This window comes from Mycobacterium sp. 1274761.0 (assembly GCF_001668615.1).
Classification (GTDB): Bacteria; Actinomycetota; Actinomycetes; order Mycobacteriales; family Mycobacteriaceae; genus Mycobacterium.
On the sequence record NZ_LZMC01000055.1, the window covers coordinates 220,995 to 243,837 of the forward strand.

Sequence of the window (22,843 nt, forward strand, 5' to 3'; positions counted from 1 at the left end):
TCCGCCTATGGTCGCCCTCGTCATTCACCTGGTCCTCGGGTTCGCCACGTTCGCCGCGATCGTCAAACTGAATCCGGCGATCTTCTCCCGCTTCTCCTCCGGCCCGCAGATGTCCAAGCTGGAGGTCTTCTACTACGTCGTGGGCGTCGCCTCGATCGTCCTCGGCTACTACTTCAACAACCAGTACATCGCGGAGTACGCGCCCGCAGGCGGCATGCACAACTTCCTCTGGGGGCCCGGCAGCTGGTCAGAGTTCATTGCCCTTGGCTACGACAATCCGGCCGCCAGTTCGGCCAGCCAGGACTACACCTTTATGAGCGTGCTGATCTTTCCCGTGTGGGTGATCGTCGACGGCCGCCGCCGCGGCATCAAGAACGCATGGCTCTACATCGGGTTCATCCTGTTCGGCAGTTCGGCCTCGGCATGGGCGTTCTACCTGGCCGCCGTCGAGCGGCAGCGGCGGCACAAGCGCGTGCCCGCAGAATCGGTGTCCTGACCTAGCCGCCGGTCGGCTTAGAGTTGGATCCCGTGAGGGTCCATCACATCAATTGTGGAACCATGCACCCTCCACGTGCGCCGGCATGTGTGTGCCACGTGCTCGTGGTCGAGACCGATAACGGTGTGGTCCTCATCGATGCCGGCTTCGGCCTCGCCGACTGCGACGATCCGGCCGGGCGCGTGGGGCCGGTCCGGCACTTCACCCGACCGGTGTTCGCACCCGAGGAAGCGGCCGTGCACCAGATCGAGCGTCTCGGTTTCCGTCGGGACGACGTCCGACACATCGTGCTCACCCACCTCGACTCCGACCATGTCGGTGGCGCATCGGATTTCCCGGACGCGCAAGTTCACGTCACGGCCGCGGAGGCATTTGCGGCGTTCAGGCCGCCGACCCGCGGCGAAGCGGTGCGCTACGGCCGCCAACGATGGGCTTCGGACCGCATCGTCGAGCACAGCCCGGACGGTGAGGCGTGGCGCGGCTTCCCGTCAGCCAAGGAGCTTTCGCAGATCGCCCCAGGAATCGTGCTCATCCCGCTGCCCGGACATTCCCGGGGCCACGTCTGCATCGCCGTCGACGCCGGCCACAGATGGGTGCTGCACTGCGGGGACGCCTTCTATCACCACGGCTACCTCGACGGCTCGCGGGTGCCGCGCAGCCTCTGGGCGATGGAGACCCTTGTCGCGTTCGACCGAAAAAGGATGCACGACAACCATGATCGGCTCGCCGAGCTGTATCGCAGCTGCGACGACGACCTGATCATGGTCTCGGCCCACGACCTGGCGCTGTACGAACGCGCGAGGCAAACCGCGCAGGTGTCCTAGTTCAGCTGCTGACGTGCCCGCCGCCGCAGCAGTTCTTCGACACGGCCGATCACTTCGAGGTAGTGCGTGGGCGTCACCCGCGTCATGATGTCGAAGAGGTAGGCATCGGGTCCGATGAGGATGCGCGCCTTGCTTTTCTCCACCCCGCGGTGAATGATCTCGGCCGCCTTGTCGGGCTCGGTCATGGTGACCGCCGCGAACTCCCGCACCATGTCCTCATGGCTGCGGCCGCGGCCGTCGGGGTCCTCGCGGAACCGGGCGTTGCGCACGATGTTGGTGTTGATGCCGCCCGGATGCACGCTGATTGCCGTCACGCCGGTACCCCGCAGTTCCTGACGCAGCGAGTCGGTGAACCCACGGACGGCGAACTTCGCTGAGCAGTAAGCACTTTGCTTGGGCATACCCGCAAGCCCGAACACGCTCGAGGTGTTCACGATGGCACCGGAATCCTGTGCCACCAGAATCGGCAGAAACGCCCGCGTGCCGTTGACGACACCGTGAAAGTTGATGTCCCACAGCCAGTTGTCGTCGTCAGGCACCGCGTCCAGCACCGTGGATGCCAACGCGACGCCGGCGTTGTTGAACACCGCACCCAGCGGGGCCGGCGCCCAGTCGCGCACCTCGCCGGCGAAATCGAGCTGTGCATCGGCGTCACGGACGTCGAGCACCCGCGTCAAAGCGGGACCGGCGAGGCTGGCCTCGGTCTCCTTCAAGCCGCGCTCGTCGATGTCGGTGAGGGCAACCGGGCAGCCGTGCTCCGAAAGTCGTTGCGCCAGAGCACGACCGATCCCCGAAGCCGCTCCCGAGATGACGACCGTGCGGCCGCTGATCCTGCGGCGGGTGCTCATTGTTGCTCCTTCAGAGACGCACCGACGTGCTCGGTGATGAGGTCCAGGACGCGGTCCCATGCGCCCACCGGCAGGTCGTGACCCATGCCAACGATGGTCTCCAACCGCGCGCCGGGAATGGCACGCGCCGTCGCGGCGCCCCCGCTCGGGTTCACCATCCGGTCGCGGTCACCGTGGATGACCAGCGCGGGCACATCGATCTGGGCGAGTTCGGCCGTGCGGTCCCCCGACTTGAAGATCGCGGCGAGCTGGCGCGGCGTGCCCGCGCTGCTTCGGTCACGATCCCATCCGATGGACGCCCGCTCGCGGACGCGCTGTTCGTCGAACGGATAACCGTGCGAACCGATGTGGCGGAAAATGGCCAGATCTCGTTCGATCGCCTGCTCGCGGGTCCGTGGCGGTTTGGACGTGGCCAACCGCCACCAGGTCGACCATGCCGGGCGGCCGATGCGCGGTGCACCGGTTGTGGACATGATCGACGTGAGCGTCTTGACACGGCCCGGATAGTGCGCGGCCACCGTCTGGGCGATCATGCCGCCCATCGAGATACCGGCCAGATGGGCGTCCTGGTAACCCAGCGCGTCGAGCAGCCCCACGGTGTCTTTGGCCATGTCGCCGAGGTCATACTGCCGCGGATGGCTGCCTCCGCGCAGAATGGCCAACGGTTTGGGCGGCGGGAAGTCCATGTGCGTGGACCGGCCGACATCACGGTTGTCGAACCTGGTCACCCGAAATCCCCGTGCGGCAAGCGCAGTGGCGAATTCGCTTGGCCACGAGCCGTGCAGCTGCTGGCCCAGGCCGCCGACGAGAACGATCGGGGGATCGTTCTCATCGCCGATCTGCTCGTAGCACAGCTCGATGCCACGGCCGACGTCGACGATCACCTGCTCGGGTGTCATGCCGATACCCGTTCCGGATTGTTGCGAGTCGTTGATTTCGATCCCACCTTTCGTCGGTAGACCACGGCGAGGCCGCCGCGTGCCGGTGCAGTCGCCACACCCCGCGAGTGAATCCGTTCACCCGCGGCATACGTTGTGCCGAAGTCGAATTCGCGCAGCAGGGTGCGCAACGTGACGTTCATTTCCATGTTCGCGAAGGCGGCGCCAATGCAGCGACGGATGCCTCCGCCGTAGGGAATCCAGGTATGGGTGTCAGGACTGGCCCCGAGGAAACGGTCGGGGTTGAACGTCTCGGCGTGCGCGAAGTTCGCCTCGGACGAATGGGACATGGTGATGCTCGCGATCACGACGCGGCCCTCCGGAATCACCCACTCGCCCAACCGGATTCGCTTTCGTGTCACCCTGACTGTGGCCTCGACGACGGGCCGCACCCGTTGGACTTCCCAGATCGTGGCCTGCAGCAGTTCCGGTCGACCCGCGTCGATCTCGGAAGTCAGCCGGCTCAGCAGAAGGGGATGTCTGCGTAGCCGCTCAATCGCCCATGCCAGGGTGGTCGCGGTGGTCTCGTGGCCGGCTGACAGCAGCGTGAGAAGTTCGTCGGCAATGTGGGCGTCGCTGATCGGCGAGCCGTCTTCGTACCGCGTGGCCAGCATCAGGGCGAGCACGTCGGTGCGCTCGTCGACCGCCGGGTCGTTGCGCGCGTCGGCGATGAGGCCGGCGACGATCTCGTCGTAGCGGCTGCGGTAGCGCTTGACCCGCCCCCACGGACTCCACGGGCCCAGATCGCGCTGGAAAACGCTCGGCATCAGGGCCATTCGCGACGCCAACGGGATCATCGGGGGGAACAGCTCACGCAATTCGTCGAGCGCGTTGCCCTGCGCGCCGAACACGGTTCGCAGGATGGCGTTGAGGGTGATGCGCATCATCGACGGCAGCGTCGCGAACTCCTGCCCCTGCGGCCACGTAGCGATCTCGCGCAGCACTTCCTCTTCGACGATGTCCTCATAGCCGGCCATGCGCTTACCGTGAAACGGCGGAACCAGCAGCTTGCGTCGCGCGCGGTGCTTGTCGCCCTCGAGGCTGAACGTTGATCCGGGACCGAGGACGGTGCCAAGAGTGGATGCCCGACCGACCAGGTCGCTGCTGGTGGTGAAGAGATCTTTGATCAACACCGGATCGCTGATGACGACGGATTGGCCGAAGATCGGCAATTTCACCGTGAACGCACTGCCATGCCGGCGCCCCATCGCAGCGACCGCACGATGCCGGGCGGTGAGGAACGCGACGCCCGTGACGAGTTTCGGGATCCGCGGTCCCGGCGGCAGTCGCACCGGATCGGTGGTCGTCTCGCCCATATCCCCTCCCGCGGTGGTACTCCGAGGTACCAGATACGGTACGCGACCGTACCGCCGACGACAACCCCCTTCGACATACGTGCAATAGCAGCTGCGGCCGGGCCGGGGATCCGGCATGCTGGGCCACTATGACGCGCTGGTATTCGCTCGAACCCGCCGATGCCGACTTCTTCGAGTCGGGCGCACACGTTTTCGTCTACCAGAAGCGCTTCGCCGCGACGCCGGCGCAGGTCTGGGAGCAGTTGACGTCGGACGCGTCGATTGCGGCATGGGGTCCGACGGTCAAGAAGGTCACCTGGACGTCACCTCGTCCCTTCGGCATCGGCACCACCCGCGACGTCGACGCGCCGGGCGCGACGATGCGCGAACGTTTCTTCCGGTGGGAGAACGGCCGCCGCAAGTCGTTCGCGGTTTACGAGTCCACGCTTCCGCTGTTCACCCGTTTCGCCGAGGACTATGTCGTCGAACCCGACGGCAACGACACGTTGTTCACCTGGACGCTGGCGATCGAACCGCGCAAGGCGCTGGCGCTTCCGTTCCGAGTGCTGGCACCTGTCATCAAGGCCGCGTTCGCACGCATTCCTGGCGACGGCCAGCGATATTGGGCCAAGCATTCTAAGCGCGAGTAATGCTCTGCGCGTACGGTTTCCGGCTAACCGGATGCCCGGGGCGGTGTGATCTTTTTCGCCATGCGCGTCCGGTTGCTAGGTGATGTCGCTCACCACATAATCCACCCGTGACGCCGCCGATCTTGAATCGTGTTCCCGTACTTCGTTTGCTCGCGTTCCTGATGGTGGTTGCGGCCACGCTGTTTACCGCCCCGGCCGCAATGGCCGAACCAACGGCGGCGCCGGGCGGCGCCTCGATCACCGGCATCGAACAGGTCAACGACCGGTGGGTGAAGATCTCGGTGTTCTCGCCGTCGATGAACAAGGTCGTCGTCAACGACGTCTACAAGGCGCCGAAGGCGAACGCGCCGACGTTCTATCTGCTGCCCGGCATCGACGGCGGCGATAACCTCGACCCCGGCGTGCATTTCGAGCCCGGCTCCAAGAGCTGGTTCGGGATGACCGACATCCAGGGCTTCTTCGCCGACAAGAACGTCAACGTCGTCTCCCCGCTCGGCGGGCAGTTCAGCTGGTACACCGACTGGGTCGCCGACGGCAGCAAGCAGTACCAGACCTACATGACCAAGGAACTGCCGCCGCTGATCAACAAGGAGCTCAAGACCAACGGCCGCAACGCTGTGGGCGGCTTGTCGAGCACCGGCGGTACGGCGATCGACTACGCGGTGCAGGCGCCGGGCCTGTACCGGGCGGTCGGTTCCTACAGCGGCTTTCCGGCTCCGTCGGATCCTGAGGCGGCACAACAGGTCTCGCTGACGCTGGCGGGCGGCGGCGCGAGCGCAGAGGCGATGTGGGGCCCGCTCGGCGACCCGCTGTGGGTCGCGCACGACCCGTCGAAGAACGTCACGAAGCTCAAGGGCGTCGGCGTGTATGCCGCTGCGGCCGCAGGCAATCAAGGTGACGTCGACCGGCTTCCGCCCGGCGCGGGGAATTTCACGGGCGGGCTCATCGAGGGCATCGTGCTGAACAACACCAGGAAGTTCGCCGACGCGGCGTCGGCGGCAGGCGTCCCGGTCAACTTCGTCGTCCGGCCCGAGGGCTCGCACACGTGGGGGTTGTTCGAGGCGGAGATGCAGGAGTCGTGGCACACGACGATCGGCCCGGCGCTGGGTTCGCGCTAGTTGTTCACCGCTGACTGGTGGCCAGGGCCGGGATCGAACCGGCGACCTTCCGCTTTTCAGGCGGACGCTCGTACCAACTGAGCTACCTGGCCCGACGGCACCGATGTCGCATGCTCCTCGCCTGCGCGAGTGCCTCGCCGCCGTGAGCGACCCTGACGGGACTCGAACCCGCGACCTCCGCCGTGACAGGGCGGCGCGCTAACCAACTGCGCCACAGGGCCTTGCTACACATCATCCTCGCGTACCCGCGAGCGTGTACCCCCTACGGGATTCGAACCCGCGCTACCGCCTTGAAAGGGCGGCGTCCTAGGCCGCTAGACGAAGGGGGCCAGCCGAATCTCTCCGGGGTACTCGCAACGCCATGACGCTGGGAGCTTCGATAGCTTAGGGTACCGGGACCCCAATCCTCAAACGGGATCCGTTCGGGGAGGCAGTATCCTTTCTTGGGTCGCAGATCCACATCGCCCCTATAGCTCAGTTGGTAGAGCTACGGACTTTTAATCCGCAGGTCCCAGGTTCGAGCCCTGGTGGGGGCACCAAGCCAAACGTCCAAGTCGTGGCGCTACTGGCGGGCAGCGGACGTCACCCGGCGCGCGCACAAGCGGCGCTCACGTCCACAGCAGGTCCACAAGTGGACAGAGTGCAACTCTAGGTTTACCGCGCAACAACTTCGGGCCAGCCGCTGACCTATGCAGGCTATTGACGGTGACCAAGGCGTGTTCAGCGTGAAGGGTCGTTGCCATTCGATACCGTGTCCGACACGCTTGGAGGCGCAAGGCATATACAGGGCGGGGCAAGAAAGACCATGACAGACGACGTGATCCGTGTTGAACACGTATTCAAGATCTCCGGAGTACCGACTCACACTTTCGTAACGCCTAGTAACGACACCAAGTTGAAGGTCGCACTACGTACGCCAGGTCGCGGCGTCGTCGTCGAGGGGCCGTCAGGGATTGGCAAGTCGACTGCCGTGCATAGGGCCTTAGAGGAACTCGACATTGAAGCTAAGGTCACCAGCCTCTCGGCGCGACGGCCGAGCGACCTCGAACTCATTCGGTCTCTTCCGGAATTGGGCAACATTGGAACAGTAATTGTTGACGATTTCCATCGACTGCCTGCGGACGACCAAAAGATGCTCGCCGACTACCTCAAGGTGTTAGCCGATACTGAGGATCCTGATAACAAGCTGGTCGTCGTTGGTATCAACCAGGCTGGTGTAGGCCTAATTAGGTTCTCTACAGATATCGTCAACCGCATCGATCGCATTCAGTTTGAGCAAGAGCCCGACGCAAAGATCGAGGAGCTCATCACGAAGGGCGAGTCCGCGCTAAACGTCAGCATCGAGGCGCGAGGAGCAATCGTGGACGGTTCACAAGGCAGCTTTTACGTTGCACAGCTACTTTGTCACGAAATCTGTGTACAACAGCAGGTAACGGAAAGGTGCGAATCGCTAACGCCGGTTACGACTTCCTATCCGTCGGCCCGTCGTCAAGTGGTAGAACGTCAACGGACACGATTTGAGGATCCGCTAATTTCCTTTGCCCGGGGGAACAAATTCCGGCCATCTGGCAGAGCTCCGTACTTTCATATTCTCAAGTGGCTGACCGAATCCTCCGATTGGACAATAAATCTCGACGAAGAAGCCCGGCGGCACAAAATGCAGGAAATCAGTGTCCGGCAGGTAATTGACCAAGATTACATTAGCTACTTATTCGAGTCACCGGCTATTTCTGAGATTCTCCACTACAATGTCATTAATCACACTCTGTCAATCGAAGATCCGCAGTTGATGTATTACTTGCGAAACATTGACTGGCCACGATTTACGGATGAAGTCGGATTCACAAATCTTCAGCCACAGAAGCCATACGATATAGCGTTATCTTTCGCCGGTGAAGATCGAGAGTTCGCAGAGCACCTCCGAAATTATCTCGAAGAGCACGATTTAAGCGTGTTCTATGACAAGAGCGAAGAATCTAAAATCATGGCCAACGACGTTGAGGCGGTGCTAGGCCCGAAGTATTCAACCGAAAGCCGTTTTGTAGTAGCCATACTGGGCGAGAAATATGGCTTAAAGAAGTGGACCTTGTTCGAATCCGAGAATTACGTCCACCGGATCGAGGCTTTTGAGGTAATCCCTATCGTTTCGACCAAAGTGCCAGAAAACGCTTTCGACCCACTGAGAAATATCGGTGGACGCAGGTTTGATCCACAAGGGGACTTGGCGGCCCAGGCGCGCGAGATTGCCGGAGCCATCGCGGCGAAACTGTCTGAGTCGGCGCGCAGCGGAAGGCAATGACGGCTTAGGGCGATCCATGGAGTTCTGGGACACATTCAATGACTTCAGGCGTTCTACGCGCCTTGTTCTAGTTGTGTCGCTAGTGCTGGGCGTCGCCGCGCTGACAGTCGGCCTGGTCTTGGACGAAATTAAGCCGAAGTGGTTAGACGGCTTGAACTTCCTGCCCAACATTTGGTCTGGGCTAACTGGATTTCTGATCGGCGCGCCATTTGCACTAGTTGTGTTGGCCACCTTTACCTTTCAACGTGAAGAACGAGTTGCGCTTGAGCGGGTCAATAGATTGACCGCTCTGGCGTGGGATGATTTCAGGCAGGGTTCACTCGAGCTTGCGTCCAGCGATCGGGTTCAAGCATTATTAGAAACAAAAGGATTGAAGAAAGTAAGCAACGGCATAACGAAACTCCTTATCGATTATGAGAACCTAAATGAACCAGATCAACAGACCTACTCTCGGCTCGCAAATGAAGTTACGGAGAGAATGAAAGTTTTATACACTCAGCGTATATATTTCGTCGGAGAGATTTACACAGGTAAGCAAGGTGTAGGCCGGCCTCTGACTACAGAAGGCTTCCAATGGGCGTGGTCGGACCTAAGATCCAAATGGCATGTACTTGACCAATATATCCGGCTGCAACGCCTAGAATGCGGTCTTGCATGGTTGCCTCATGGTACGAATGCGCTTCTAGCGAATGCTATGTCTCCGCAGCTTCATCCGCTTGTTGAACTATGCGCAATTGATGAGTTTATTTTCCGTAAGGAAGCGAACTCGTACCCGACAAATTCATCCGGTGAGATGCACACAAAGCCCGAAGATATTCTGAAAAAAGCGCGCTCTGATCACTACGATCTGCGTGTCCACGAGTACTGTGCCGCGGCGGAAGATGCATGGACGAAGCTACACGCGCTCCGTATAGCGGTCCTGGCTGTTGAGAAATCGGACTGGCCTGCTGGTGCCGGTGAGCCGGTCCATTTTGGCTAGCTCGCTCCTCGCCCTGCAAGTGGCATCACGTTCTTCGTGAAGTGTGTACTGCCTCGGCCGACCTTCGGTGCGGCGAGTTCGTCCTCACGGATGTAATCGGCATAGGTACATAGGGTCAGTACGAAACTGGAGTGCCCCAGCCACTTGGAAACCTGCATGTAGTGCTCGCCCGCCGACAGGTTCATCGTCGCGAAGGTATGGCGCAGGTCGTGAAACCGTACGGACCCTAGGCCAAGAGCCTTCGTCGCGGGCTGCAGGTAGTTGTCGTACAGGTTGTCGGCCACGACAGGATGCGCCCAATCGAAGCTGTGGCGGCTGAGCCGACCAGGAAACAGCGGCGCGTGCGGGTACCTGCGGGCAAAGGGGTGGATTCGGGACAAGTAGTCCCTCATCTCATCGGCCAGCCACGGCGCTAGCGGCACTACCCGATCGGTGCTCGCGTCGCTCTTAGGTGTGCCGTACACCCAAGTTCCGGACTTTCGGGCAGCAGTCCGAACAACGCGGATGCTTCCAACCGTGGCGGGGTGGGTGGACAAGGTGACGTCCTGCACCTGTAGACCCTGAAGCTCAGCGGCCCGGACACCGGTGTGGGCGGCGAACAGGACGGCGAGCGCGTAGACCTCGTTGCCCTTGGTGTTGGCAATCCAGTCGCATACCGACGCCACTTGGTTGGCGGTCAGCGGATGGTGGGAGAACGGAGTCTCGCCCGCTACAGCGCGGCGCTTCGTGGTGTGCCGTCGGCCCGACACAACCGGGTTGCTTTGGATGGCCTGATCGTCCTGCGCGGTGTCGAGAATGCGCTTCAGCGTTCCGATGATCTGCTTCACCGTGGCGGGTGAGCGATGGACTGTCTGCACTGTTTTCTTGCGCTTCGGGTCCGGCTTGCCGCGCGTGACGAAGCTGCGGCGCTGATGTGGCGCCAACAACCGCGCGCGAAAACTCGTCACGTCCGCCGTGGTGATGGAGGCGACCGGCCTGCTACCGAATACTGGCGCAATGTGCGTGCGGTAGATCTTCTCGTAGCCCTGGATGGTGCTGTCGTCGATGGTGCCCGCCAGGCTCTCCAGGTATTGCTTGGCGTACTCCCCTAGCGGCCGATCGGCCTTCGCCTTCTGGCTTGACGGGTCTACGCCGCGTGCGCTGTCTAGCTCGTCTTCGATCTTGCGTAGACGCGCCTTGGCCTTCTTCTCGCTATCGAAGGTCTCGGACGTCTGCTTGAAGGTGCCGGTTGGTGCTCCGAACTCATCGCGGACAGGCTCACGCCACCGAACCTGATAGCTGATGACCGGATTGCCGCGCTTGTCGAGCTTGCCGGTTGTGCGCTTGCGGATCGTCGCGGCCATTACGCGGACACCTCCGCCGTGGCGCTGGCGTAGATGCGCCGAACCGAGGACGGCTGCCAGCTCGGATTGCCTAGTGGGCTTAGGACTTTCTCTGCCGTAAGTGCTGCAGCGATAGCGTCGTAGGTTGAGCCGGCCTCCCTGTCCCGCACAATGCGCCGAATCACCGAAGCCGCAGCAGCTCTAGGTCTTCCGATGCGCTCGCCTCTGCGCTTCTTCGCGGCAAGCGCGGCTTTCGTACGCTCGCTAATCAGCTCACGCTCGTACTGTGCGAAGTTGACGAGGTTCATCGCCATCATGCGGCCTGCCGCAGTGGTCAGGTCAAGGCCGAGGTCCAAGATCACCAGCGACCACCCTTGTGCCTGTGCAGCCTCGATGATATTCGCCGCGTTTACGATTGATCGGCTGAGGCGGTCCAGCTTCGCGACCACCAAACCGTCGCCTTGCCCAGAAGCCAACAGTTGCAACGCCTCCTGCAGCTTTGGGCCGATGGCCTTGCCGGATACGCCTTCGTCGGCGAAGTGCTCAACAGTCCAGCTGCGCCGTGCGGCCTCAGATTCGATGGTCTCGCGTTGTGCCTCTAGTCCGTTACGCCTGTCGGCTTGTTCGTCGGTGCTGACGCGCGTGTAGCCAAACATCAACGGTTGCACCGGTTCTCGTGTGTCTGCCTTCGTCGGCATGTCGTATGTCCCCTTCGGTTGGGGCGTAACCGAGCGGTTGCGCCTTACGCCTTAACTTTTAGCCGACCGGTACAACCGCGGCTACAATTCCTGAACTGCATGTTCTCGCCTCTACGGTCGCCGGTACCGCTTGTGTGGTCCTTCGATGGCCTTCAGCGCACCTATCTGGCGATTCGCCTCGTTGGCCGCACGGATCGCGGCCTCGCCGGTGATGTGCCGTGCGGGTGGCTGAGCGCCACGCTCGCGGCCGGTCTCGCGCGGCCTAGGCTGTCGCAATGCGCCGTCTTCGGCAGACGGTGTTTCCTGCTGCCCGCTAACGCTCGCACTTTGGTAGTCACCGTCTCGTGGGTGGGGGGTCGAGTTCCGAAATTCCCGCCGCGCGCAACTTTCACTGGTTTCGCCTTGGTCGGGCGCCTCGCCTTGGGTAGGTGGTTGGGTCTGTACGCCTTCAGCACCGATAGCGAAGCCGGCGAAACCGTCGTCTGTATCCGGAACGCCTCTAGCTCTACGAGATTCAGCACGAGTACCGCTAGCAATGTCATCAAACAGTTCCTCGTAGGGCTTTGTTTCGCCCTGAGAAAGTACGACTTCCGCAGGCGGCTTCAGGCCTGCCCGGTCCAGCGCATCGCGGATAGCGGCAAGCTTGACCGCCTCGCCTTCGGCGGTAAGTGCTATGCCGAGTAGCTGTTTGGCCATTAGGTCAGCTGCGTTCTCTAATCGCGCTCGTGCAGCGGCTTTCACATGCTTCGCAGCTCCACCGTGGAAGCGGCACACGGTGCTGCCGAGTATTGCTGCGTTCTTGCATTGCTCGCCTGTCTTCTTGTGGGCGCGGCACCTTCTATCGGGCGTTGGACCGTGTGGCCAGTCCCGGCCGTCCGCCGTCTTCTGCCCCTGCTCCGCTTCGATGGGTGTATCGCTTACATAGCTATTCGCCCTCGGGATGACAGCCGGAAGGTTATCGCTGTCTACGATTTCCTCTGCCTCAACGTCGATGATGTTGTTCTCGTCGCCCATTTGCGTCTCCGAATCTTCCTGTCCTACTGGCATTTCCGCAGATCGCGACTGTTCGCCTGCGCTGAGCTGGGAAAAGGTGGTTTTGGTGGTTTTCTCTGATTCGCCCATAGGCCTCACTAGCTCGACAGCGCCATTGGCATCTAGGCAGATACTTCAAAACCACCAAAACCACCTTTCCGCAGCTCAGAACACATTTCCGACGCCCGCCTTCGGCCGCAGCCCCTCCACGCACGCGCGGTTCTTCAGGTGCTTGAAGTCTTTGTCTCGCAGCGTCTGCAGGAACTCCTGAATGCCCATCTGCTTTGCTCGTGGGTGACTGACCGGACCGTGTGCCTCGACAGCACTGGCCCACTCGTTGTAGTCATCAAGCAACACTTTGGCTTTGGTCTGATAGGCCTTTCCGGCACCGCGTTCGCAGCACTCGTCAATCCAGCGCTCGACGCTGTCGTTGCGGTGTCGGTGTTCCTGCGTTGCAGCCTTCACAGCGGCCGGGACGACTAGCTTGCTGCCGTCACGCCAGTAGCGCAGCAGTCCGGCATAGGCCCACATGAAGATTCCATCAGCCTCTTTCTTCAACTGCTCGTCGATGTCGGGAACCCGGTTCGGGTCGTCTAGCGCGAAGTGGCGTGGAAAGTCGATGACCATTAGGCGGTCCCAGATCGCCGCACCCTGTCCTGTGACGTGCGGGACGTGGTTGGTGACCATCACGGCCAGCCAACTGCGATGGAACCGTATGTTGTCCTGCTTCATACGGCGCGCTGTATGTGTTCCGCCACCCGTGGCATCCTTCACCAGCGCCTCGGACAGCCGCGCGCCTTGCTCTGTTTCGTTGATGATCGCCAGGCGGGAGCCCATCAGGTCCGTCTGACTGGTGGAGTGTGCGCCGGGGCTAGAAGTGAACAGGTCGCGTGCCGCCGTGACCGCGTAGTCACCGAGTACATGGCACATCACCCGCTCAAACACGCCTTTGCCGTTACGGCCGTTGCCGAAGAAGATCACCAGCACGTGTTCGAGCTGGGTGCCGACAAGTGCCAGGCCCATCAGAACCTGTAGGAAGTCACGCACTTCCTCGTCGGGAAGGACGCTTTCGAGGAAGCGTTGCCAATTCGGGCAGTGCTGTGCAGGGTCGAACTGGTCCGCGTGGTAGGTGGCGTTGCACACCTTTGTTATTAGGTGAGCGGGATCGTGCGGATTGTGGAAGTCACCGGTTTTTAGGTTCAGTGTGCCGTTCTGCACGTTGATCAGATACGGGTCGTTGTCTAGGTCGATCGGCCGCACCGCGAACCTATACGCCGAGCGCGCAATCTCTTTGACACCGCGGATACCGGCTGCGCTCTGACAGCTGTACACATCGCTGGTGAGCTTCTCGGCGTACTTGTTCAGCCGTTCGCTTTTGGCCGGGTCGGTGTCGGCTAGCTCGTTGGCTTGCCTGCGCTTCCGGTCGGCAATGACAAGTGCCCGCCTGAAGGTTCTGAGGACGAATCGCGTTGACTTCTCTAGTTCGTCAAGGCGCCACCGAACGGAGTCCCAGTAGAACCATCCGACACTAGGGACGTGAATCAATTTCTCGGCGAACAGCTTGTGCATGGCCTCAGCCATGCGTACCTGCCCTCTAGTGTGTCGTTCTTCAATGTCGACGTCCTCATGGGCACTGTCCACGGCGGCAACGTTGGCTGTCGGGTCTGGCATAATCGCAGTCACTTCCTTCGCGACGTGACTCGTTCTCTCTCACCAGGACTGAGCGGGTCACGTTGCATCCTTTAGAGGTGGTTAGTCCAGCCGTTCACCGGCAAGCCAGGCCTCGACGTCGTTGTGGGCGAAGTAGATACGACCGTTGATTTTTGTGCGCTTCAACGGCTTGTGGCCTTCGTAGGCCGCTGTGATCACCGAGTTTTCGGTGATGTGTTTCAGGCCGCGAGCACGCGCAATTGCCACGACTTCCGCGCGGTCGTAGTACTGCTGGGTTGATGCAGTCATTTATCTCTCCGATAAATCGCCGGGTCGGGCCGAATGCCCGCCAACCTGCGGCAAAATCGAGGCTAGCCGACGAATGCGCGCCACGCCGCATCTCAACACGGGAAAGTAATTGGTACACAACGCAATAAGAGCTGCTTCGCCGAAAGAGCCGCGTACAGCCCCTGTATTGGGCCGTACGTTCCTACGCTCTTATATGACGCGGCCGATCCATTAGCCGCTGTATGGCTTCGGATTCCGATTCCGACGCTGCAATCGCATACCTGCCCTACGCGACGCGGCCTGCCCAGCCCAGCCGCTCAACCAGCCCACCGGCGGAAATCTTTCCGGCGCGCTAGCGAGCGCTCAATGCTCGGTAAGCGCGACTACACGACTCGCAGATTCGGCCGTTCTCTTGACTGCAGTCGCCCGCAACGGTCAGGCACCGTCAACGGCAGGCGCATGAAGCCGGTCAGGTCCCTGCTGGGGTACCCGAAGCAATGCCAAACCTCAAGGAAGTGTTCCACCCTGCGGTCAATGTCGTCTTCGGTAGCGGGCTCGTGCTCAACCCGCGCCATCTCCAGCAGCCAAGCCACGCAGTCGCTGCAGGCGTGCCAGAAACCGAGCATCTGACCGTGCTTGACGAACAACTGGTCGTCGGCGCGTTCGTTGCACTTCGACGTGATGGCTATATCGCAACACCTGCTGTCAGATATCGCCGTGATCAAGGGATATGCGCTGGTCAACGGGTGTACGTAGCTGGGGTCGCTAGCAACAATCAGCATCTCACATGCAGGGTTCCAAGGATCGTGACGGTCATATGGTTTCATTCCGCGTAGATGCTGCGCCTCCCGGCGAACCTTCGTCACGCCGTAGTCGGCCAACATCTGTACCTCTGTGCGGTGGCGCGCCAGAAGTTCCTGCCACAGTGCGTAGCCGTAGCTGCTGTTCTCAATGGCTTGCGATTGTTCGTTCTGGTGATAGTTCTGGGCGAAATCTGCCTCTTCAAGCTCGTCAACAAGATTGTCTACCGCCTGTCTTTGGCGCGGTGTGAGCTCTTCACACCCCGTCAGCTTGTCGGCGAAATTATCGTCCCGGAATTGTAGTGTCACAGCGCTTTCCTCTCAGTCCCTGGCCTTTTCCGGCCTGTTGTCTTGTTTGACGGCTAATGCGGCCAACGGCTTTTCAGAGGCTCTCGACTAGTTTGTCGAGGTCCGTGCGCTTCCAATAAGACCGGCGCGGTTTCCCTACCACAATCGGGCGCGGAAGCTTTCCGGTGCGGTAGGCGTGGGTACGAACGGTATCCGCCGTAACGGTGGCCAAACCTAAATCGTGGAGGTACTGCACTGCTTCGTCCATATCGAGATATTGCTTCTGCGGCTTCTCTACGGAAACCGGCTCCGCGACTTTAGACATTCTGTATTGCACTCTTTCTAGCCTGCTGTACGAAATGCGTTGGAAGACAATCCTCCTGGGTGCCATTCTAGCTCACGCGGCGCGCGGCGGCGCGGGCCAAATTCGGCGCGCGCGGGGCGAAACGCTGTGGGGTATAACAGTTCTCACGGGCGTCGGCTCCGCCGTGTAAGTTCCTGAGGTCAACTGGCCGAATTCCCACATAGGGACGGGCGCAGCCAGCACCGCCGTTACCTTGCGGGCTGCTAGCTGCCTTTCAGTCCCGGCCCGCAAGGTCCAATCGGTTCAACAGTTGAATCTTGAAGGGAGACACCGGTATGACCATCTACACGCGACCGCGAACCAATATCGATGATTTGCAAAGGCTCTTGCGGCTGCCGCCGTTTGGCGGCGAAGGCGGCTACAACACCGAAGGGGACGTACTTGTCAATGTCACCGCTGACGGGGTTGACGTCAATGCACTCTGGGACGACGTGCAAGCGGTGCTATCGGCCTGGAACGCCGAACGCAACGCGGTGGCTAGCCTGCTTAGCCACTACACGATCAACGCGGCCGATGCGGTACCACAGTCCATCAGCGACGATAGCTTTGAAGAGGCTAGCGAGTTCGGTGAGCCGGAGAGCCTGCGCGCTCCCAGCAACGCTGTTTTGCTAGGCAACACGTTGATCGACTACGACAAAGCCGGCCGGTTTACATGGAAATTTCTGCGGGACAGCACAGCTGAACAGATCCGCGCCGTCACCAACTACGCGCTAGCCGCCGACAACAAACTGGTCAACGGCCTCATCGTCAACCGCCTGTTTAACCCACAGCCGCAGACAAACGAATGGAACCATACGTGCTACCCGCTGTGGAGCGCTGACGGCATGGTGCCGCCACCGTATCTTGGTGAGACCTTTGACAATACGCACACGCATTACCTCGTAAGTGAAGCCGACGAGATCGACAGCGGAGACCTCGAAGCCCTGCTGAACCACGTCACCGAACATGGTTACGGTCTGGACCCGGGCAGCCGCCTGATCGCGTTTATGAACCCGCTGGAAGCTGATGAAGTCAGCGCCTTCAAGGCCGGTGTAATCAACAACAACACCGTTGTTGCCAAGCACGACTTCATCCCGTCGCAGGGTGCGCCCGCCTACCTGCAGCCCGAGAACATCGTCGGCGAGGTAGCACCAGCCCAATACTCAGGACTCAAGATTGACGGCTCATACGGGCCGCTGTGGATTGTCCGCAGCCAATACATTCCCGCCAAGTACCTGGCCGTTGTTGCAACGTCGGGCGCCAACAGCCCCAACAACGCTGTAAGCGTTCGCGAACACACCAACACGGTGTATCGCGGCTTGCGCAGCATTCCCGGCGTGCGGCCCGGCTACCCCCTGCAGGAGAGCTTCTGGGCGCGCTGCATCGGTGTCGGCACCCGCCACCGTGGCGCGGCCGCCGTCATGCAGATCAAGACCACCGGCAACTACGTTGCGCCGTCCATCCCGATGTGATTGGTGGTGTGACACATGAACGCAGCATCTCAATGGTTGGCTGACAATCTGGCTGAGGTGATCGTGGCGATAGCCCAGGCCAATGTTGCGCTTGCCGGGCAACCTGCTGATGCGCCGATACAACAGGCGCAACCAACCGAGCCGGGTGGAGATGAGTAGCACCGGTGCCGACACAAGCGGCTTGGGTGACTACGACATCCGCCGTCCGCTCGACCCCAACGCCGATTCCGTTGAAGCCTCTGAGTTCAGCTGGGGAGCAGGCCTTGAGCCGCCGTCGGTGCGCGGTAAGCGGCCGGCTGAAGGAGGACGGTATAGGGGCACAACGCCCGACTGCGAGCCTCGAATCGCTGTGGGTGGCAACAAGTAGTAACGGGAATGTAAGAGCCACCAAGCTAACGCGCGCGGCTCGGTTCGGGTGCGACTTGGCGGACTTTGTCGCCGATATTGACTGTCACTTCCGGTTGGACCGGTGCTTCCTTCGGCCGTTCACGCTTCGCGCTGGCGATCTGTTGGCGCCTTGGGCGTGGGTTTTCCATCTCAGCCCGAACAATGTTGCTAAACGTATCGATGGCTCCAGTATCGACCAGCTTCTTAGCTAGGTCTGCGTACAAATCCTCATTGACACGTAAGAAGTTTGGCAGTTTCGTATCCGGCCCATACTGAGCGCCGAGCGCAGCAGCTGACAGTGTCGGGAATTTCACCGGAGAAGGCTGGTACTGCCGAAACGTCGCCGCGCGTGAGTATTTGGGGTGCACCTCGTAAACCCGGACCCGAAGCTTTTCTGAGGGTTCCTCGCCGATTACGTCGCCAGTCTCAGGGTCGATAATCTGATCTCCCTGATCGTTCAACACAGCGAACTCCATGGCCTCCTCCACGCCGTGATCGGATCCTCGATTGATGATGAGCGTGTACTGGTCCTCGACACGAGCGACGCTGCCTTCGATCGGTTTACTCATTCTCGCCATCTCCGTCTTGCGTCGTCGTTCCTTTGCTCGTGGCCACACTCTTCGGGTTATCGCCCCGAATTATCTTCGGCCGCGCCGTGGGATTGTCGGCAGTGAAGATGTCCTTGGCTTTGGCCGCGCCGTGGGGCGAGATAAGTTCAAATTGTCGCGCCGACTGCTGCGTCATTCCGAAGGCAATCTCCGTTGCGGTCTTCGCGCTGACTAGCTCAAGTAAGGCGGCGTCCGCAGAGCCGTTGACTAGAAGGTGCGCGATCGCAAACTTGAGTCGCTCGTCCACATATTCAACGGAGTGCCTCGTGTGTAGCGTCGTGTAAGTAGCCATCTGGACGTCTCGGCGTAGGTTCTCTTTCTCACTCTTTCCGTGAAAGAACCGGTTTCCGTAGTAACCGATCGCGATTGAGAGCAACGGGACCGCCGCGCCGTTGCACACCTTTCCGATCGGATCATTGTTGTCCGCCTGTAGCCCGTACAGGACCGCTCCGATCGTGACGAACAGCAGGATAACGAGGAGGATAGGCACCCAGTTCGTCTTCAACCACGCCCCGAAATCGAACTTGGTAGCGTCAATCCCGCTGTCGGGTTCTCCGACTAGGTCCGGTTTAGCAGGAGTAGTCGACTGTTGCCGTGCCTCGTCCTGCGCCTCGGTCTGCGCGGCTCCGGGTCGAGCTGTTGATTCATCGGTCGGAGCAGCATCCGACCACAAGCCGGAACCCTCGGTGCTGGCTTCCGCCGTCCTCTCTCCATCGACCACGGTCCCATCATCCCATCGGACGACGACATGGCGCTCGGACGAACCAGCGACACAAACTCGATGCGCGGGCCGCGAGCGCATCAATTGCCCATAAGCCAGTTGCCGCCGTCCGCTAAGCAGTATCCGCGTCCACACCGCGTCCACACTTTTGCCGAGGCTCGGCGAACTGGGCTGACGGGCGATGCAGACCCTCTAATGACCGCGCGACCGTTTCTGCCCTAGTAGGACTAGGTGATTAGAGCATCTACTGGATCGCTGGTGAGCCTTACAGCTACTCCATCGCGGCCTCACCTAGCGACTTTTAATCCGCAGGTCCCAGGTTCGAGCCCTGGTGGGGGCACGTCGTCGGTGTATTAGGTCGGTTGATGGCTGACAGTGTTTCTTCGCCGTCGCCCTGGAGAGCCAGTTTGGGGGTAGCCGAGCGCTAAAGGTTTCCAAGCGGGGCGGCTAATGTTGACTCTAACCTGCGTTTTCGTGTGACATCCTGATTGCGTGTCTGCGGGGGACCGTCCCTCAGGGGTCGTGACCTTCCTATTCACCGATGTGGAGGGATCAACCCGTCGGTGGGAGTCCGACGCTGATGCGATGCGGACGGCGCTGGCCGCTCATGACAAGGTGCTGCGCGATGCGATAGAGGCGCACGGCGGGTTCTTGTTCAAGCACACGGGCGATGGGGTGTGCGCCGCGTTCTCCTCACCCAAGTCTGCTGTCGATGCTGCGGTGGCCGCGCAACGTGCTCAGGAGTTGCCCGTGCGGATGGGCCTGGCCACCGGTGAAGCCGAACTGCGCGATGGTGACTACTTCGGGGCTGTCCTGAACCGGGCCGCACGGGTGATGGCCGCCGGTCATGGCGGTCAGATACTGTTGGCCGAGTCAACGGCGGTTCTGCTCAGCGGCGTAGACCTGATCGATCTGGGGGCACGACGGCTACGGGATGTGCCGCTGCCAATCGGTTTATTTCAAGTGCAGGCCGAAGGACTGCGCACGGACTTCCCACCGCTTCGGGCGCTCGACACAACGCCGGGAAACCTGCGACCGGCCACTACCAGCTTGATCGGACGGGAGTCCGAGGTCGCCGAGATTCGAGCGGCTGTGAAGGCACACCGGCTGGTGACGCTCACAGGGGTCGGTGGGGTTGGCAAGACGCGCCTTGCGATGGAGGTTGCCGCACGACTGGCCGATGAGTTTCCGGACGGGGTCTGGGTTTTCGAACTGGCAGCAGTTATCGATCCGGCGGCGGTTCCCGACGCGGCAGCGGCAGTGCTCGGTGTCACCCAACAACCAGGTAAGACCATCAGCGAGTCGGTGACCGCAGCGCTGGAGGGCCGCCTCCGGCTGCTTGTCATCGACAATTGCGAGCACCTACTGGATTCCGTGGCCGATCTGGTGGAAGCCATCTTGGTGCACTCGGTGACCGTGAAGATTCTCACCACTAGCCGTGAAGGACTCGGTGTTGCCGACGAGCACTTATGGCCAGTGCCCTCGCTGGACGTCAACGCCGGTATCGGTTCTGCAGCGGTGACCCTCTTTGTCGAGCGCGCGAAGGCTGTTTCGCCGCGCTTCTCGCTCGCTGCCGCCGAGGATGCAGAGGCGGTGGTCGAGATCTGTCGTCGCCTCGACGGCGTTCCCCTGGCGATCGAGCTGGCGGCATCCCGCATATCGTCGATGGCGGCCAGAGAGGTCCGCGATCGTCTTGCTCAGCGGTTCCGCTTGCTCGTTGGCTCGCGGAGGGGCCTGCAGCGACATCAGACGCTGCGTCATACCGTGGCTTGGTCTTACGACCTGCTTGACGACGCGGAAAAGTCGCTGCTGAATCGCTGTTCCGTTTTCACGGGCGGATTCGATGTTCAAAGCCTCTGTGCCGTAGCAGGGTTCGATCATTCCGACGACTACCTTGTGCTCGATCAGCTGGACGCACTGGTGCGCAAGTCACTCCTGAACACCGATCAATCCACGGGCCGCACAAGGTATTCGATGCTGGAGACGATCCGCGAGTTCGCCGAAGAACAACTCGCCATCAGTGGTGCGAGCGACGAAGTCCGGACTGCACACGCCCGCTACTTCGCTAGGCGCGAAGCCGACACCCTCGCCGTTTGGAACAGCCCTGCGCAGCGTGAGTCCTACAGCTGGTTCAACCACGAACTAGCCAATCTCCGCACCGCCTTTCGATGGGCAGCTGACCATGAAGACCTCGACACCGCCGCTGCCATTGCCATCCACACGACCCTTCTCGGCATCATGGTGGAGAATTACGAATCCTTCGCTTGGGTCGAAGAGCTAATCGAGCCAGCCCGTGCCGTCACTCATCCCCGGCTCGCCGCGCTCTACCTGATGGCATCGCAGTCATGGCTGATCGGACGTATAAAGGATGCCGTCCGCAACAGCGAAGCTGGTCAAGTTGTTTTCGCCAGTGGCCGCTATGAGGTGCCCCTTGGCTTTGAGAGCTGGTTTGCCAGTGTCTACACCGCTACCGGTCAACCGGAACGGGCGCTGCAATGGGAACGCGAAGAGCTTGCGCGGGGCCGCGATATCCATGGGCTCGCCAGACTGAGCCTCGTAGCGTCACTGGTGATGGCGAATTCCCGAGAGGATGCGATGGACATCGCCGACGGCGCAATCGCGGCTGCGGCTTCTACCCATAACCCGTGGGCGCGCTCGTTCGCCCTGCTGACGTATGGCATGGCTTACTGTGACGCGAATCCTGTCCGCGCACGAGACGCCCTGCGCGATGCCCTCGTGATCGCTCAAGACAGTGGTAACCGCTACATTGAATCTCACGTCGCGAACGTCTTGGGGCGGCTCGAAGCCCGCCACGGCGAGCCGCTCGCCGCGCTCGATTACCTGACATTGGCCATCCGCAATTATCACGATTCAGGCAATATCTCCGTTATTCAGATACCGCTGGGTTCGCTTGCGACCCTTTTCCACCGTCTCGGGCGTCGCGAATCTGCGGCCACGATCGCAGGTTTCGCGTCCGGCCCGCTCACCAAGGCGTGGATTCCGGAACTCATCAAGGCGATCGCGGGCCTCCGCAATGTTCTTGGCGCCTCGGCCCTCGAAGCCCTTACTCGCAAAGGCAAAACGATGACAACAGCTGCCATGGCGATATACGCCTACGACCAAATTGACCAAGCCCGAGCAGAACTCAACGCCATCCCGCAATAGACGGAGCTATTGCTCAGCCTCCGATCTACGACGCGACGGCGAACAGGTGCCATTCGCCGGGCACACCCTTGAGCTGATGAGCCCACCGATCCTCGAACTCCAGTCCTGACCCAATCACCAAATCTCGCAGCGTGCTGGAGACGAGTACCTCGTTGGCCCCCGCGAGGGCACTGACCCGCGCGCCGATGTGAACGGCGATGCCTCCGATGTCTTCACCACGAACTTCGCACTCACCGGTGTGCGCACCTCGACTCGATGGGGGCTACGTAGCCAAGTGGGCGCATCGCATTTCTGCGCCGCCACCGCAGTCTCAACAGCTTGGTGCCACCACCAGGGACGAGTAGGCCCCGGCCGTCAGCGCCGTTCCAACGCCCGCGCCCGTCGTTCTCTACGCCTTGCGACGACGACGGCTCCGGCGGCGTCGCCCGCGATTACCGCGAGGCCGCCAAACGCCAGGGTCATCACCGTGTTCGACGTCTCGCCGGTGAGCATGTGCTATCGGGCGATACAGACGTGATTCCTTGTGTGCCAACGTCTTCCGGCGTCTAGTTGGTGGTGGGTGGTGGGGGTTGGTAGGGGTCGTACCACCACCAGTCGGCGCGTTCGCCGAGAGGTCCGGCAT

The 22,843-nt window shown here is 61.2% G+C and carries 20 protein-coding genes, 4 tRNA genes and 1 pseudogene; 10 read left to right on the forward strand and 15 right to left on the reverse strand.

The features are described from left to right. Nucleotides 1-7: 7 nt before the first annotated feature. Entirely contained in the window at nt 8-496 is a 489-nt protein-coding gene (locus A5651_RS09910) for a DUF2834 domain-containing protein (protein WP_066978918.1), read from the forward strand. A 32-nt stretch (nt 497-528) separates the two neighbouring features. Continuing rightward, complete coding sequence (locus A5651_RS09915) at nt 529-1,320, forward strand: MBL fold metallo-hydrolase (RefSeq protein ID WP_066978921.1); 792 nt, start codon at nt 529-531, stop codon at nt 1,318-1,320. Here the strand turns inward: A5651_RS09915 and A5651_RS09920 are convergent. The 3 genes from A5651_RS09920 to A5651_RS09930 are packed head-to-tail and all read right to left on the reverse strand — an operon-like array spanning nt 1,317 to nt 4,422. Further along, entirely contained in the window at nt 1,317-2,168 is an 852-nt protein-coding gene (locus A5651_RS09920; RefSeq protein WP_066978924.1) for an SDR family oxidoreductase, read from the reverse strand. The genes A5651_RS09915 and A5651_RS09920 overlap by 4 nt on opposite strands. Next, nucleotides 2,165-3,067 (reverse strand): alpha/beta fold hydrolase, encoded by a 903-nt coding sequence (locus A5651_RS09925; RefSeq protein ID WP_066978927.1) that lies wholly within the window; start codon nt 3,065-3,067, stop codon nt 2,165-2,167. The genes A5651_RS09920 and A5651_RS09925 overlap by 4 nt, the downstream gene beginning before the upstream one ends. After that, the gene (locus A5651_RS09930; RefSeq protein WP_066978929.1) at nt 3,064-4,422 is read right to left on the reverse strand and encodes a cytochrome P450; all 1,359 of its coding nucleotides are present in this window, start codon (nt 4,420-4,422) and stop codon (nt 3,064-3,066) included. The genes A5651_RS09925 and A5651_RS09930 overlap by 4 nt, the downstream gene beginning before the upstream one ends. 128 nt (nt 4,423-4,550) lie before the next feature. Between A5651_RS09930 and A5651_RS09935 the strand changes: the two genes are divergently transcribed. Further along, nucleotides 4,551-5,051, forward strand: coding sequence for an SRPBCC family protein (locus tag A5651_RS09935; protein WP_066978933.1), 501 nt, complete (start codon nt 4,551-4,553; stop codon nt 5,049-5,051). 107 nt (nt 5,052-5,158) lie between these two features. After that, a complete protein-coding gene (locus A5651_RS09940; protein WP_082943672.1) occupies nt 5,159-6,169 on the forward strand; it encodes an alpha/beta hydrolase family protein in 1,011 nt (336 codons plus the stop codon). 15 nt (nt 6,170-6,184) lie between these two features. On the opposite strand, the gene A5651_RS09945 is transcribed toward A5651_RS09940, so the two are convergent. From A5651_RS09945 to A5651_RS09955, 3 genes are all read right to left on the reverse strand, one after another. Beyond that, a tRNA-Phe gene (locus A5651_RS09945) sits at nt 6,185-6,261 on the reverse strand. Between the two features lie 55 nt (nt 6,262-6,316). Further along, nucleotides 6,317-6,390: transfer RNA gene (locus A5651_RS09950), tRNA-Asp, on the reverse strand. Between the two features lie 35 nt (nt 6,391-6,425). Next, nucleotides 6,426-6,498: transfer RNA gene (locus A5651_RS09955), tRNA-Glu, on the reverse strand. Nucleotides 6,499-6,632: 134 nt separating this feature from the next. Between A5651_RS09955 and A5651_RS09960 the strand changes: the two genes are divergently transcribed. The 3 genes from A5651_RS09960 to A5651_RS25305 all read left to right on the forward strand — a co-directional run bounded on the left by A5651_RS09960 (nt 6,633) and on the right by A5651_RS25305 (nt 9,447). After that, nucleotides 6,633-6,708 (forward strand) — tRNA-Lys (locus tag A5651_RS09960). Nucleotides 6,709-6,974: 266 nt separating this feature from the next. Beyond that, entirely contained in the window at nt 6,975-8,468 is a 1,494-nt protein-coding gene (locus tag A5651_RS09965) for a TIR domain-containing protein (RefSeq protein WP_066979085.1), read from the forward strand. Between the two features lie 16 nt (nt 8,469-8,484). Further along, the gene (locus tag A5651_RS25305) at nt 8,485-9,447 is read left to right on the forward strand and encodes a hypothetical protein (RefSeq protein ID WP_156662775.1); all 963 of its coding nucleotides are present in this window, start codon (nt 8,485-8,487) and stop codon (nt 9,445-9,447) included. Here the strand turns inward: A5651_RS25305 and A5651_RS09970 are convergent. From A5651_RS09970 to A5651_RS09995, 6 genes are all read right to left on the reverse strand, one after another. Beyond that, nucleotides 9,444-10,790, reverse strand: coding sequence for a site-specific integrase (locus tag A5651_RS09970; protein ID WP_066978936.1), 1,347 nt, complete (start codon nt 10,788-10,790; stop codon nt 9,444-9,446). The genes A5651_RS25305 and A5651_RS09970 overlap by 4 nt on opposite strands. Beyond that, nucleotides 10,790-11,467, reverse strand: coding sequence for a recombinase family protein (locus A5651_RS09975; RefSeq protein ID WP_231988632.1), 678 nt, complete (start codon nt 11,465-11,467; stop codon nt 10,790-10,792). The genes A5651_RS09970 and A5651_RS09975 overlap by 1 nt, the downstream gene beginning before the upstream one ends. Before the next feature lie 111 nt (nt 11,468-11,578). Then, entirely contained in the window at nt 11,579-12,589 is a 1,011-nt protein-coding gene (locus A5651_RS24900; protein WP_231988633.1) for an HGGxSTG domain-containing protein, read from the reverse strand. 75 nt (nt 12,590-12,664) lie between these two features. Next, nucleotides 12,665-14,080 (reverse strand): phage/plasmid primase, P4 family, encoded by a 1,416-nt coding sequence (locus A5651_RS09985; RefSeq protein WP_066978942.1) that lies wholly within the window; start codon nt 14,078-14,080, stop codon nt 12,665-12,667. A 171-nt stretch (nt 14,081-14,251) separates the two neighbouring features. After that, nucleotides 14,252-14,458, reverse strand: coding sequence for a hypothetical protein (locus A5651_RS09990; RefSeq protein ID WP_066978945.1), 207 nt, complete (start codon nt 14,456-14,458; stop codon nt 14,252-14,254). A 362-nt stretch (nt 14,459-14,820) separates the two neighbouring features. Continuing rightward, nucleotides 14,821-15,546: a hypothetical protein gene (locus A5651_RS09995; RefSeq protein ID WP_066978947.1), complete on the reverse strand. Its 726-nt coding sequence runs from the start codon at nt 15,544-15,546 to the stop codon at nt 14,821-14,823. Between the two features lie 618 nt (nt 15,547-16,164). Here A5651_RS09995 and A5651_RS10005 point away from each other — a divergent pair. Both A5651_RS10005 and A5651_RS25310 read left to right on the forward strand, forming a co-directional pair. Beyond that, nucleotides 16,165-17,340, forward strand: a complete 1,176-nt coding sequence (locus A5651_RS10005) for a hypothetical protein (RefSeq protein ID WP_066978954.1) — start codon at nt 16,165-16,167, stop codon at nt 17,338-17,340. 15 nt (nt 17,341-17,355) lie between these two features. Then, nucleotides 17,356-17,499 carry a hypothetical protein gene (locus tag A5651_RS25310; RefSeq protein ID WP_156662777.1) on the forward strand — a complete coding sequence of 48 codons (144 nt, stop codon included), beginning with the start codon at nt 17,356-17,358 and terminating at the stop codon, nt 17,497-17,499. A 233-nt stretch (nt 17,500-17,732) separates the two neighbouring features. Here the strand turns inward: A5651_RS25310 and A5651_RS10015 are convergent, their stop codons facing one another. Then, nucleotides 17,733-18,296 carry a rod shape-determining protein MreC gene (locus tag A5651_RS10015; RefSeq protein WP_066978961.1) on the reverse strand — a complete coding sequence of 188 codons (564 nt, stop codon included), beginning with the start codon at nt 18,294-18,296 and terminating at the stop codon, nt 17,733-17,735. Further along, nucleotides 18,289-19,056, reverse strand: coding sequence for a hypothetical protein (locus A5651_RS10020; RefSeq protein WP_066978964.1), 768 nt, complete (start codon nt 19,054-19,056; stop codon nt 18,289-18,291). The genes A5651_RS10015 and A5651_RS10020 overlap by 8 nt, the downstream gene beginning before the upstream one ends. Nucleotides 19,057-19,578: 522 nt before the next feature. On the opposite strand from A5651_RS10020, the gene A5651_RS10025 reads away from it, so the two are divergent. After that, nucleotides 19,579-22,221, forward strand: coding sequence for an adenylate/guanylate cyclase domain-containing protein (locus tag A5651_RS10025; RefSeq protein ID WP_066978967.1), 2,643 nt, complete (start codon nt 19,579-19,581; stop codon nt 22,219-22,221). A gap of 25 nt (nt 22,222-22,246) precedes the next feature. On the opposite strand, the pseudogene A5651_RS24905 reads toward A5651_RS10025, so the two are convergent. Then, a pseudogene (locus A5651_RS24905) lies at nt 22,247-22,468 on the reverse strand (hydrolase); the annotation flags it as partial. Nucleotides 22,469-22,843: the final 375 nt, after the last annotated feature.

Bases quoted from the DNA above. Each gene is read 5' to 3' on its own strand.
- A5651_RS25310 (WP_156662777.1), top strand. From the start codon at position 17,356: ATGAACGCAGCATCTCAATGGTTGGCTGACAATCTGGCTGAGGTGATC.
- A5651_RS09925 (WP_066978927.1), bottom strand. From the start codon at position 3,067: ATGACACCCGAGCAGGTGATCGTCGACGTCGGCCGTGGCATCGAGCTG.
- A5651_RS10015 (WP_066978961.1), bottom strand. From the start codon at position 18,296: ATGAGTAAACCGATCGAAGGCAGCGTCGCTCGTGTCGAGGACCAGTAC.
- A5651_RS10005 (WP_066978954.1), top strand. From the start codon at position 16,165: ATGACCATCTACACGCGACCGCGAACCAATATCGATGATTTGCAAAGG.
- A5651_RS09965 (WP_066979085.1), top strand. From the start codon at position 6,975: ATGACAGACGACGTGATCCGTGTTGAACACGTATTCAAGATCTCCGGA.
- A5651_RS24900 (WP_231988633.1), bottom strand. From the start codon at position 12,589: ATGGGCGAATCAGAGAAAACCACCAAAACCACCTTTTCCCAGCTCAGC.
- A5651_RS25305 (WP_156662775.1), top strand. From the start codon at position 8,485: ATGGAGTTCTGGGACACATTCAATGACTTCAGGCGTTCTACGCGCCTT.
- A5651_RS09935 (WP_066978933.1), top strand. From the start codon at position 4,551: ATGACGCGCTGGTATTCGCTCGAACCCGCCGATGCCGACTTCTTCGAG.
- A5651_RS09990 (WP_066978945.1), bottom strand. From the start codon at position 14,458: ATGACTGCATCAACCCAGCAGTACTACGACCGCGCGGAAGTCGTGGCA.
- A5651_RS09970 (WP_066978936.1), bottom strand. From the start codon at position 10,790: ATGGCCGCGACGATCCGCAAGCGCACAACCGGCAAGCTCGACAAGCGC.
- A5651_RS09930 (WP_066978929.1), bottom strand. From the start codon at position 4,422: ATGGGCGAGACGACCACCGATCCGGTGCGACTGCCGCCGGGACCGCGG.
- A5651_RS09975 (WP_231988632.1), bottom strand. From the start codon at position 11,467: ATGCCGACGAAGGCAGACACACGAGAACCGGTGCAACCGTTGATGTTT.
- A5651_RS09910 (WP_066978918.1), top strand. From the start codon at position 8: ATGGTCGCCCTCGTCATTCACCTGGTCCTCGGGTTCGCCACGTTCGCC.
- A5651_RS09985 (WP_066978942.1), bottom strand. From the start codon at position 14,080: ATGGCTGAGGCCATGCACAAGCTGTTCGCCGAGAAATTGATTCACGTC.
- A5651_RS09920 (WP_066978924.1), bottom strand. From the start codon at position 2,168: ATGAGCACCCGCCGCAGGATCAGCGGCCGCACGGTCGTCATCTCGGGA.